Genomic DNA, 11,464 nt, shown 5'->3' on the forward strand with positions numbered 1-11,464 from the left:
GGTCTATCGTCTCCCCCACGATCGCGGAGGGAGACTCGTGGAGCTGCTGCTGCTCACCGCCGACCCCGAGCCGACGTCAGTGTTGCCGTCGCTGGCCCTGCTACCCCACGGACTCCGGACCGCGGCCCCCGAGGTCGCGGCCCTGCTCGACGCCGGACCGCACGACGCCGTGCTGGTCGACGCCCGCCACGACCTCGCCGCCGCCCGCAGCCTCTGTCGCCTGCTGGGCTCCACCGGCCTGGACGTCCCGGTGATCGCCGTGCTCACCGAGGGCGGTCTCGTCGCCGTGTCCCTCGAGTGGGGCGTCGACGAGGTGCTGCTGCCCGGCGCCGGTCCGGCCGAGGTCGACGCCCGACTGCGCCTGCTGCGGGCCCGGCGCGCCTCGGACGGCGCCGGCGTCGAGGGCGCCCTGGTGCTGGGCGAGCTCGTCATCGATGAGTCCACCTACACCGCCCGCCTGCGCGGGCGCCCGCTCGACCTCACCTACAAGGAGTTCGAGCTCCTCAAGTACCTCGCCCAGCACGCCGGCCGGGTGTTCACCCGTGCCCAGCTGCTGCAGGAGGTCTGGGGCTACGACTTCTTCGGCGGCACGCGCACCGTCGACGTCCACGTCCGGCGCCTGCGCGCGAAGCTCGGCCCCGAGCACGAGCAGCTCATCGGCACCGTGCGCAACGTCGGCTACAAGTTCGTCCGCCCCGTGCGCGGCGTGCTCGGCACCAGCAGGGCCGACGACGACGCGGAGCGCGCCGAGGCCGACGACGAGGACGCCCCCGGACGAGGCCGGGGCGCGCCGGCGACGCCCGCACCCCGGTCGACCGGGTCCCGGGACGAGGCGCGGGTGGTCCGCCCGGTGGCCTGGGCCCGGGGTGTCTGACCCGGTCCGGTGAACGACGGCGCTACGGTCCCGTCCGTGGTCACGAGCCGGTGGGTGTCGACGACGACGCCGCAGGAGGCCGAGCAGGTCCGCGCGCTGGTCGGCGCCGTCGCGGCCGCGGACGGGGTCGACGCCTTCGCCGAGCCCGCGCGCCGCGACATCGCCGCCCTCGGTACCGGCGCCGGTCGCGCCGGGTCGCGGCACCTGCTCGTGCAGGACGGTGCCGACCTCGTCGGCTACGCGCTGCTCGACCTCGAGAACGCCGACGACCCGGTGGCCGAGCTGGCGGTGCTCCCGGAGCGCCGCCGGCAGGGTGTCGGCGCCGCGGTCGTCGACGCCGTCGTCGCCGAGTCGCCCGCCGCCCGGTTCTGGGCCCACGGCGACCACCCGGGCGCGGGGCACCTGGCCACTCGGGTGGGCCGGCGGCGCGCCCGTGAGCTCTGGCGGATGCGCCGTCCCGCGCCGGGCCACGAGGCCCCGCCGCTGCCCGAGCTGGTCGTCCCCGACGGCATCGCGATCGCGCCGCTGCGGGTCGGGCACGACGAGGACGCCGTCGTCGCCGTCAACAACCGCGCCTTCTCCTGGCACCCCGAGCAGAGCAGCTGGACGCGCGCCGACGTCGAGGAGATCGAGGCCGAGCCGTGGTTCGACGCCGCCGGCGTCCTGCTGGGGTGGGACACCGTCACCGGGGACCTGCTGGGCTTCCACTTCACGAAGGTCCACGCGGTGTCGCCGACCGTGCCCGAGCCCCTCGGCGAGGTCTACGTCGTGGGCGTCGACCCGGCCGCGCAGGGGCGGGGTCTGGGGCGCGCGCTCACCCTCGCGGGGCTCCACCACCTCGCCGGTCGCGGCCTGCGCACGACCCTCCTGTACGTGGAGGGCGACAACGCCCCGGCGATCGCGACCTACCGCCGCCTGGGCTTCGAACGTGACGCGGTCGACGTCTCCTACCAGCGATGATCACGGGATGTGACCGGCGTCGCAGCTGATCGCTCGATCGGTCGTCCGTCACCGGTCGCGTTCATCCTGCGTTCACCTTGCCAGCTCCGGACGTCCATCCCGCCTGCTTAGCCTCCGGTGCCGTGGTGCGAGCCCGCGCCGCGACCTGCCCGCGTCGAGGTGGGCACGACGGACTCGGAGGACTCTCTGTGAGGTATCAGCGGCGCGTGGCGGCGGTCGGTCTGATCGCCGCGTCGGCGCTCGTGCTCGGCGCGTGCGGCAGCGACGAGAACGCTGGCGGGGGCGGGGTCAGCGCGGTCGAGGGCGTGCAGTGCGGCGGCAAGCCGGACCTGCGCTCGAGCGGCTCGTCGGCCCAGAACAACGCCATGACGCGCTTCGTGGCCACGTACCAGCAGACCTGCCAGGGGCAGACGCTGAACTACACCCCCAGCGGCTCCGGTGCGGGCCGCAACGAGTTCCTCGGCGGCCAGACCGACTTCGCCGGCTCGGACTCCGCGCTCAAGGAGGGCGACGAGACCACCCGCGCCCAGCAGCGCTGCGCCTCGCCGGCGTGGAACCTGCCGCTGGTGTTCGGCCCGGTCGCGGTCGCCTACAACGTCGCGGGCGTCACCGACCTCGTGCTCGACGGCCCCACCACGGCCCGCATCTTCAACGGCCAGATCACCACCTGGAACGACCCGGCCATCGCCGCCCTCAACCAGGGCAAGGCGCTCCCCGCCGCGCCGATCGTCGTGAACTTCCGCTCCGACGAGTCGGGCACCACCGAGAACTTCCAGAAGTACCTGGTCGCCGCCTCGAACGGCGCCTACGGCAAGGAGGCCGCGCAGACGTTCAACGGCGGCGTCGGCGCCGGTGCCCGCGGCAGCCAGGGCGTCGCGGACGCCACCAGGAACACCCCGAACTCGATCACCTACGTCGAGGCGTCGTTCGCCCAGCGCGGCGGCATCGCGATGGCACAGATCATCAACTCGGGCGGCGGCGCCCCGGTCGCCCTCTCGCCCGAGTCGGTGGGCGCGGCGATCAACAACGTCCAGGTGTCGGGTCAGGGCAACGACCTCAAGCTGAACCTGGACAGCCTCTACCAGGCGAGCGCCCCGGGCGCGTACCCGATCGCGCTGGCGACCTACGAGATCGTCTGCTCGAACTACGCCGACGACCAGACCGCCTCCGCGGTCCGGGCGTTCCTGTCCACCGCGCTCTCGCCGAACGCGCAGCAGGCCCTGCCGGAGGCCGGCTACGTCCCGCTGCCCGACCAGTTCAAGCAGCGGCTGACCACCGCGGTCAATGCCATCCAGTAGGGCCATCCAGTAGGCCATCCACCAAGGACCGGCGAGACCGATCGACAGCGACGACGAGGCGGACGGAACCCCGGCTGTGACCGAACGCACCACGGAGCAGGCCCCGTCGCGGAGCTCCCAGGAGGAGACCTCCGCGGCCGGGTCGGCCACCATCGACACCGTGACCGCACCCGACCCTGATCGTGGACGGTCCCAGGGGTCGCCCATCCGAGGACGCGGTGAGCGGATCTTCCGGGGGCTGACCTCGGGGTCCGGCCTCCTCGTCGTCGCGGCCGTCGCCGCGATCGGGCTCTTCCTGCTCGTGCAGGCGGTGCCCTCGCTGCTGGCCAACAACGCCAACTTCTTCACGTCGCCGGTGTTCGACACCCGCGACGCGGCGAACCTCAACTTCGGCATCCGTGACCTGCTCGTGGTCACGCTGCTGTCGTCGCTGTTCGCCCTGGTGATCGCGATGCCCGTCGCCATGGGCATCGCGCTCTTCCTGACCCAGTACACGCCGAGGCGGGTCTCGCGCCCCTTCGCGTACATCATCGACCTGCTCGCGGCGGTGCCGTCGATCATCTACGGCCTGTGGGGCATCGCGGTCCTCGCGCCCGCGCTGCTGCCGATCGCCGAGTGGCTGCAGGGCAACCTCGGCTGGTTCTTCCTGTTCGCGCCGGGCAACCTGCCGGTGCTCACCGGGACGATCTTCACCGGCGGTGTGGTGCTCGCGGTGATGATCCTGCCGATCATCACCGCGGTCACCCGCGAGGTGTTCGCCCAGACCCCGCGCTTCCACATCGAGGCCGCGCAGGCGCTCGGTGCCACGCGCTGGGAGGTCATCCGCATGGCCGTGCTGCCCTACGGCCGCAGCGGCTACATCGCCGGCTCGATGCTCGGGCTCGGCCGCGCGCTCGGCGAGACCATCGCGGTCCTCATCGTCATCCGGGCCGCGACCACGCCCTCGGGCTTCAGCCTGTTCGACGGCGGCTACACGTTCGCCTCGCTGATCGCCTCGGCGGCCTCCGAGTTCAGCCAGCCGCTGCCCACCGGCGCCTACATCGCCGCCGGGCTGGTCCTGTTCGTCCTGACCTTCGTGGTCAACGCGATCGCCCGCGTGGTCGCCGGCGGGAAGGTGAACGGCTGATGAGCACCGCGACGGGGCTCGACTCCCCGGAGAGGCCCGCGCACGGGCCCACCTTCCAGGCCCTGAGCACGGGGCGGAAGGTCAAGGACAGGGCCGCCACCGTGCTGGTGACCCTCGCGTTCCTCATCGCCGTCGTGCCCCTCGTGTGGGTGCTCGTGACGGTGGTCGGGCGCGGCATCGGCGCCATCCTGTCCTCGGACTGGTGGGGCCGGTCGCTCAACGGCGTGCTGCCGGAGTCCTACGCCGGCGGCGTCTACCACGCGATCTACGGCACGCTGATCCAGGCGCTGCTCGCCGCGGTCATCGCCGTCCCGATCGGCATCGCCGCCGCGGTCTACCTCGTCGAGTACGGCCGCGGACGCCTGGCCAAGACCACGAGCTTCATGGTCGACATCCTCGCCGGCGTGCCGTCGATCGTCGCGGCGCTGTTCGTCTTCGCCGCCTTCATCTCGATCCTGGGCGGCGTCCAGAGCGCCTTCATGGTGTCGCTGGCCCTGGTGCTGCTGATGCTGCCGGTGGTCATCCGCAACACCGAGGAGATGCTGCGGCTGGTCCCCGACGAGCTGCGCGAGGCGTCCTACGCCCTCGGCATCCCGAAGTGGAAGACGATCCTGCGGATCGTGCTGCCGACCGCGCTGTCGGGCACCGTCACCGGCGTCATGCTGGCGCTCGCCCGGGTCATGGGCGAGACCGCGCCGGTGCTGGTGCTGGTCGGCTACTCGCAGTCGATCAACTTCGACCCGTTCTCCGGCAACATGGCCTCGCTCCCGCTGCTGATGTTCTCGGAGCTGTCGAACCCGGAGGCCGCCGGTCAGTACCGCATCTGGGGAGCGGCGCTCACGCTGATCCTCATCATCATGATCCTGCAGCTCGGGGCGAGCGTCGTGTCGCGCTTCTCCGCCATCTCGAAGTAGAGGGAAACCCCGTGGCCAAGCGTCTCGACCTCAAGGACGTCGACATCTACTACGGCGACTTCCACGCCGTGGCCGGCGTGAACCTGTCGGTGGCCCCGCGCAGCGTCACGTCGTTCATCGGACCGTCGGGCTGTGGCAAGTCGACGGTGCTGCGCACGCTCAACCGCATGCACGAGGAGATCCCCGGCGCCCGCGTCGACGGCGAGGTGCTCCTCGACGGCGAGGACATCTACAGCCGCGGCTCCGACGCGGTCGCCGTGCGCCGCACGATCGGCATGGTGTTCCAGCGCCCGAACCCGTTCCCGACGATGTCCATCCGCGACAACGTCGTGGCCGGGCTCAAGCTCGCGGGCGTGCGCGACAAGAAGAAGCTCGACGAGGTCTGCGAGGCCTCGCTGCGCGGCGCGAACCTCTGGAAGGAGGTCTCGGGCCGGCTCGACAAGCCCGGCGGCGGCCTCTCCGGTGGTCAGCAGCAGCGTCTGTGCATCGCCCGCGCGATCGCGGTGGCGCCCGATGTCCTGCTGATGGACGAGCCCTGCTCGGCGCTCGACCCCATCTCGACGCTGGCGATCGAGGACCTCATCGCGGACCTCAAGAAGGAGTACACGATCGTCATCGTCACCCACAACATGCAGCAGGCGGCGCGGGTGAGTGACCAGACGGCGTTCTTCAACCTCGAGGCCACCGGCAAGCCCGGCAAGCTCGTGGAGATCGACGACACCGAGAAGATCTTCTCGAATCCGAAGGAGCAGGCCACCGAGGACTACATCTCGGGCCGCTTCGGCTGAGTCGTCCCTCGCACGCACGAGAGCCCCTCCCGCACCGTGCGGGAGGGGCTCTCGTCGTTCCGGGCTGTTCTCCGGGGCGCTCAGGCCTCGGGGGTGTTGGGCATCTTGCCGGTGACCATGAAGACCACGCGGCGGGCCACGGCGACGGCGTGGTCGGCGAAGCGCTCGTAGAAGCGGCCCAGCAGGGTCACGTCGATGGCGGGGGCGACGCCGCTCGGCCACTCCTTGCTCAGCAGCAGGGTGAACAGGTGGCGGTGCAGGTCGTCCATGGCGTCGTCGTCGGACTCCATGGTGAACGCGAGCTCGATGTCGCGGGTCAGGATGACCTGGCGGGCGTCCTGGGCGAGGTCGAGGGCGACCCGGCCCATCTCGGCGAAGTAGGGGGTGACGTCCTCGGGCAGGACCTTGGCGGGGTGCCGCCGGCGGGCCGCCTTGGCGACGTGGAGGGCGAGGTCGCCCATCCGCTCGAGGTCACCCGCGGAGTGGATGGCCGCGATGACCGACCGGAGGTCACCGGCGACCGGCGCCTGCAGGGCGAGGAGCCCGAACGCCTGCTCCTCGGCCTGGCTGCGCAGGGCATCGATCTTGTTGTCCTCCGAGATGACCTCTTCGGCGAGGTCGAGGTCGCCCTCGAGGAGGGCGCTCGTCGCCTTCTTCATGGCCTCGCCGGCCATCAGGGACATCTCGGCCAGCTCGCCGGACAGGGCGTCGAGCTTCTCGTGGTAGGCCGCGCGCATGGGCCGCAACCTACGCGGATCCGCGGTCGCCCATCCGACCGCGGCGTGAACCGGGGATGAACGAGGCCGGGGAAACCCCTCGTCAGCGCCGTGACGGTCGTCGCCCTCAGGCGCAGGTGGCGTCGGCGGCGGTGATGGTCGGGTTCACCGGCGCGGAGGGGGCGCCGCCCATCCCCGCGGAGCTGGAGCGCACGCGCCCGTCGAAGTCGTCGCCGAGGGTGAGGGTCAGCGTGCCGTTGCCCGACGCCGTGGGCTCGAGGGTCGCCCCCGGCACCGCGGCCGCCAGGGCCTGTGCGGCGACCGCCTGGTCGGGGGAGTACCGGATCGACGTGCCGCGGCCGTTCGAGGACGAGCCGCTGTCGTCGGCGACGACACCGAAACCCGCGCCCCGCAGCCGCTCCGCGATCGACGCGGCGGACGGGCCCGACGACGACCCGCCGTCCTCGGACTCCTCGTCGGGGTCGCCGCCGTCGTCGGAGCCGCTGTCGGCCGGGGAGCGCCCGTCGACCAGGCGGACGTCGACCGGCGCCGGGGCCGGCGCCGCGGGAGCACCCGGCGCACCCGGCAGCGGGCGGCCCTCGATGATCGCGTCGAACATCGCGCGCTCCTCGGCCGGGCGCAGGACCTCGTTGCCGCGGTCGTTGGCGATGCCCGTCGTGGGGACGGTGACGAAGGCGACCGAGCGGGGGTCCAGGCTGCCGAGCGACTGCGTGAGGGTGAGCAGCTGGTCGGACCCGATGTTCTCGCCGAACGTCGAGCGCGACACCGCCTCGACCAGCCCGTTCAGCCGTCCCGGGTCGAGCAGCGTGCCCGCCGACAGCACCGAGCGCAGCAGGGCGCCGAGGAAGCGCTGCTGGCGCTGGATGCGGCCGTAGTCGCTGGACGGGTCGCCCTCGACGTGGCGGGCGCGCACGTAGTCGAGCGCCTGCTGCCCCGTCAGGACCGTGGGACCGGGCCGGTCGATGATCGGGCCGAGCACCGAGTCCTTCACCGGCCGCTCGACGCAGATCGGCACGCCGCGCACCGAGTCGACCATGCCCTGGAAGCCCTGGAAGTCGACGCCCAGGAAGCGGTTGATCGCCAGCCCGGAGAGCTCCTGGACGGCGCGGGTGACGCAGCGCGGGCCGCCGGCCGCGTACGCGGAGTTGAGCTTCACCCGCGGCGCGGGCGGGAGCATCTGGGGCGCGTAGGCGCCGGTCACCGGATCCCAGCGCTCGCAGGCCGGCCGGGTGATCTCCAGGTCGCGGGGGAAGGAGACGACCGTGACGCCCGAGCGGTCCTCGGGAACGTGCACGATCATGATCGTGTCGGTGCGGGCGCCGGGCACGTCGGCGGTGTCGCCGGCGTCCTCCGAGGGCGGCGCGCCGGCCCGGCTGTCCGAGCCGACGACGAGGAAGTTCTGGTCGCCCGCCTGCGCCGCGGCGTTCTGGATGGCCGGGGAGTTCGGGTCGAGCGCCCCGATCTGCCGCACCGCGGCCTCGACCCACGACGCGGCGCCCCACCCCAGCCCGCACACCACGACCACGAGCACCGCGCACGTCGCCGTCACCAGCCGCAGCACCCGCGGCCCGGTCCAGCCGCGGCGCCACGCCGCCAGGCGCGCGCCCGCCGACGCCAGCATCGCGGACGTCGCGGCGTAGTCGGCCTCGCCCACCCGCGCCTCGGCGGCCGGCCGGCGGCGCTCCTCCACGGGCACCGGGGGCGCCGCGTCCGGCGACGGCGTCGCTGCCGCGGGAGCCGACGTCACCGCCAGGGGGAGCACCTTCGGGGCCGCCGGCGCCTCGGCGGGCCGGACGACATCGGCGCCACCGGCCCTCGTCGTCGGCGCCACGATCGGCGCGGCCGCCGGCGGGCGCGCGGCCGGCGGCTCGGGGACGGCGTCGGTCGGCGGCTCCGGGGTGCCCGGACCGGCCCCGGTGCCCGGACCGCGACCGGCGGGCACGCGGCCCGCGGGCAGGGTGACCGCGTCCACCGGCGCCCGGGTCGACGGCGCCGCCGCGGCCGCGGGCGAGGGGATACCCGACGACGGCGTCCCCGGCGAGGAGCGACCCGCCGCGGTCGCGGTCGGCGCGGTTACCAGCGCCGCGCCGGGCGGGCGCAGGCCGAGGCGCGGGCCGCTGCGCCGGGTCAGCCGCACCATCGTCGGGCGGCGGTCCGCGACCGGCGTCGCGACGGGGATCCGGAACGGCGCCGAGGCGGGGCCGGCGAGGGCGGACGAGCGGGCCGCGTCGGATCCGGTCGCCGCGGGGCGGGAGCCCCCGACCGGGTCACCGGCGCGGTCGTCGGTCACGCAACTCCTCGAGGATGCACGGGCCGGGGAGGTCAGCAGCAGCGGAATACTACGGCGTGATCCGGTCACGTCGGCGCCGGGTCCACTACGCCACGCTGATAGTCGGACACAACGGGCACCACTCGACCGGGGGACACGTCACCCCCGGATACGTTCAGGTTCGGCTCAGACCGTCACGCGGACGGGAACGCCCGGCGGGCCGCGGCCGCGATGCCGCGTCGTCCGCCCGCGGCACCGGCGAGGCGCACCTCGCCGTCGGCGCCGTCGCGGTAGGCCACGGCGTTGCGCCCGGCGCGCTTGGCCACGTAGAGCAGGGCGTCGGCGGCGTCCAGGCCCGGCGACCCGGGGCAGCCACCGTCGCCGAGGCACGCGACCCCGACGCTGACCGTCACCCGCAGGTCCTCGGCGATCTCGTGCCACGGGTGGGCGTCGACGCGCGCGCGGGCCTCCTCGCAGACCCGGACGGCCTCGGCGGGCTCGAGCCCGGGCAGCACGAGCGCGAACTCCTCGCCGCCGTAGCGGGCGCAGAAGCCGTCCTCGGGCAGGCCCTCGCTCATGAGGTCGACGAGACGGCGCAGCACCTCGTCGCCCAGCGCGTGGCCGTGGGTGTCGTTGACCTGCTTGAAGTGATCGACGTCGGCCAGCGCGACGCACACCGCGGCGTCCTCGGAGCCATCACGCAGCGTGCCGAGGCGCTCGTCGAGGTAGCGCCGGTTCCACGTGGCGGTGAGGCTGTCGCGCCGGCTCTGCTCGCGGGCCTCGGCACGCTCGCGCCGGAGACGATCGACCTCGACGCGTAACTGATCGGGCACGCCGGCCGGGAGTGTCTGCTCGTCGCGCACGAGCGAGACCGCGGCCTTGAGGTGGTGGTACGCCCGGCGCCAGTCGCCGCGGTCGGCGAGGACCTCGGCGGCGGCCTCGTGGGCCCGCGCCTGGTCGGCCCGGCTGTCGGCCGAGGTCTCCGCGGACGGGACGGCGTCGAGGCCGACGATCGGCGAGGTGGGGAAACCGCAGGTGACGGTGGTGTTCGGCGGCGATGCCGGCGTCTCGACCCTCTCGCTGCGCGTCGGCTCGGCGGTCGTCACCGCCGTGCTCCCGCGTCCCTGGAGCAGCCCGGCCAGCCGCACACACACCACCTCCGTCCTGCCACCAGTGTCGCCCCGGATCACCGTGTTGTAACGGTCCTTCCCCGCGTCGCCGACAACTTCAGTCGTCCGGCGCAGGTGACGCTGCGTAGACGAACCACCGGCCGACCCGTTCGGCCCACCTTGAGTCGCCCGCGCCGGTGGTCCTGCGGGATCATGGGTGCCTGCGGTGATGTGACCCAGGTCGCCCTGATACGGGGAGTAGTGCTCAGCCGCCGCTGTGCATGACGTCGGCGGCGGTCGGGACGGTGTCGTCCTCGGGGTCGTCGAGCCAGCCCTCGGGTAGGGTCACGTGGGCCGGCGAGCCCTGCCGGCCGCGCGGGCCGTCCGCGTCGGCGGGGAACGGCAGGTCGTGGTCGAGCTTCGCGAGCAGCTCGTCGAGCCGGTCGAGCCCGTCGATCATGCCCAGCTCGCGGCGCAGCTCGGAGCCGACCGCGAACCCGTGCAGGTACCAGCTCATGTGCTTGCGGGAGTCGCGCACGCCCTTGTGGTGCCCGTGGTGGGCGATGAGCAGCTCGACGTGCCGGCGCATCACCGCGGCGACCCCGCCCAGGGTCGGCGGCGTGGGGATCGGCCGCCCGGCCAGCGCCGCCTCGAGCTCGCCGAACAGCCACGGCCGCCCCAGGCACCCGCGGCCGACGACCACGCCGTCGCAGCCGGTCTTCTCCATCATCGCCACGGCGTCGGACGCCGCGAAGACGTCGCCGTTGCCGAGCACCGGCGTCGTCGCGGGCAGCGCGTCGCGCAGCTCGGCGATGCGGTCCCAGTCGGCGTGCCCGGAGTAGCGCTGCGACGCCGTGCGGGCGTGCAGGGCCACGGCCGCCGCCCCGGCGTCGGCGGCGATGCGGCCGGCGTCGAGGAACGTCACGTGGTCGTCGTCGATGCCCACGCGCATCTTCACGGTCAGCGGCAGCCCGCCCCGCGACGCGGCCTCGACCGCCGTGCGCACGATCGCCCCGAACAGCCGCCGCTTGTAGGGCAGCGCCGCCCCGCCGCCCCGGCGCGTCACCTTGGGCACCGGGCAGCCGAAGTTGAGGTCGACGTGGTCGGCGAGGTCCTCGTCGACGATCCGGTCGACCGCGCGCCCGATCGTCACCGGGTCGACGCCGTAGAGCTGCATCGAGCGCGGCTTCTCGTCCGCGTCGAAGGCGATCATCTCGGCGGTGCCGGGGTGCTTCTCCACCAGCGCCCGCGCGGTGATCATCTCGCAGACGTAGAGCCCCGCGCCCTGCTCGCGGCAGAGACGGCGGAACGCGACGTTGGTGATGCCCGCCATCGGCGCGAGCACGACCGGCGTCGGCAGCTCGAGGGGACCGATGCGCAGCACGCCTT

General features: G+C 73.6%; 10 protein-coding genes. 6 read left to right on the forward strand and 4 right to left on the reverse strand.

Annotated elements, in window-relative coordinates; genetic code table 11:
• Positions 1-37: 37 nt before the first annotated feature.
• The 6 genes from ACFPK1_RS03135 (at position 38) to pstB (ending at position 5,960) form a co-directional block, all read left to right on the forward strand.
• On the forward strand, positions 38-874 hold the full coding sequence (locus ACFPK1_RS03135) for a winged helix-turn-helix transcriptional regulator (RefSeq protein ID WP_378019415.1): 837 nt from the start codon (positions 38-40) through the stop codon (positions 872-874).
• Positions 875-910: 36 nt separating this feature from the next.
• On the forward strand, positions 911-1,834 hold the full coding sequence (gene mshD / locus ACFPK1_RS03140; RefSeq protein ID WP_378019416.1) for a mycothiol synthase: 924 nt from the start codon (positions 911-913) through the stop codon (positions 1,832-1,834).
• Between the two features lie 188 nt (positions 1,835-2,022).
• Positions 2,023-3,132, forward strand: coding sequence for a phosphate ABC transporter substrate-binding protein PstS (gene pstS / locus ACFPK1_RS03145; protein ID WP_378019417.1), 1,110 nt, complete (start codon positions 2,023-2,025; stop codon positions 3,130-3,132).
• Between the two features lie 160 nt (positions 3,133-3,292).
• Positions 3,293-4,258 (forward strand): phosphate ABC transporter permease subunit PstC, encoded by a 966-nt coding sequence (pstC, locus tag ACFPK1_RS03150; protein ID WP_378019418.1) that lies wholly within the window; start codon positions 3,293-3,295, stop codon positions 4,256-4,258.
• Positions 4,258-5,172, forward strand: coding sequence for a phosphate ABC transporter permease PstA (pstA, locus tag ACFPK1_RS03155; RefSeq protein WP_378019419.1), 915 nt, complete (start codon positions 4,258-4,260; stop codon positions 5,170-5,172). The genes pstC and pstA overlap by 1 nt, the downstream gene beginning before the upstream one ends.
• Positions 5,173-5,183: 11 nt before the next feature.
• On the forward strand, positions 5,184-5,960 hold the full coding sequence (gene pstB, locus ACFPK1_RS03160; protein ID WP_378019420.1) for a phosphate ABC transporter ATP-binding protein PstB: 777 nt from the start codon (positions 5,184-5,186) through the stop codon (positions 5,958-5,960).
• A gap of 80 nt (positions 5,961-6,040) precedes the next feature.
• Here the strand turns inward: pstB and phoU are convergent, their stop codons facing one another.
• The 4 genes from phoU to dusB all read right to left on the reverse strand — a co-directional run bounded on the left by phoU (position 6,041) and on the right by dusB (position 11,459).
• Positions 6,041-6,697: a phosphate signaling complex protein PhoU gene (phoU, locus tag ACFPK1_RS03165; RefSeq protein WP_378019421.1), complete on the reverse strand. Its 657-nt coding sequence runs from the start codon at positions 6,695-6,697 to the stop codon at positions 6,041-6,043.
• A 106-nt stretch (positions 6,698-6,803) separates the two neighbouring features.
• The gene (locus tag ACFPK1_RS03170) at positions 6,804-8,987 is read right to left on the reverse strand and encodes an LCP family protein (protein WP_378019422.1); all 2,184 of its coding nucleotides are present in this window, start codon (positions 8,985-8,987) and stop codon (positions 6,804-6,806) included.
• A 173-nt stretch (positions 8,988-9,160) separates the two neighbouring features.
• Positions 9,161-10,114, reverse strand: coding sequence for a GGDEF domain-containing protein (locus tag ACFPK1_RS03175; protein ID WP_378019423.1), 954 nt, complete (start codon positions 10,112-10,114; stop codon positions 9,161-9,163).
• A gap of 226 nt (positions 10,115-10,340) precedes the next feature.
• Entirely contained in the window at positions 10,341-11,459 is a 1,119-nt protein-coding gene (gene dusB / locus ACFPK1_RS03180) for a tRNA dihydrouridine synthase DusB (RefSeq protein WP_378019424.1), read from the reverse strand.
• Between the last annotated feature and the right edge of the window lie 5 nt (positions 11,460-11,464).

The sequence above is a fragment of the Actinomycetospora rhizophila genome (assembly GCF_042657905.1).
GTDB classification, from domain to species: domain Bacteria; phylum Actinomycetota; class Actinomycetes; order Mycobacteriales; family Pseudonocardiaceae; genus Actinomycetospora; species Actinomycetospora rhizophila.

Coding starts and splice junctions, on each gene's coding strand:
- pstA (WP_378019419.1), top strand. CDS start 4,258: ATGAGCACCGCGACGGGGCTCGACTCCCCGGAGAGGCCCGCGCACGGG.
- phoU (WP_378019421.1), bottom strand. CDS start 6,697: ATGCGCGCGGCCTACCACGAGAAGCTCGACGCCCTGTCCGGCGAGCTG.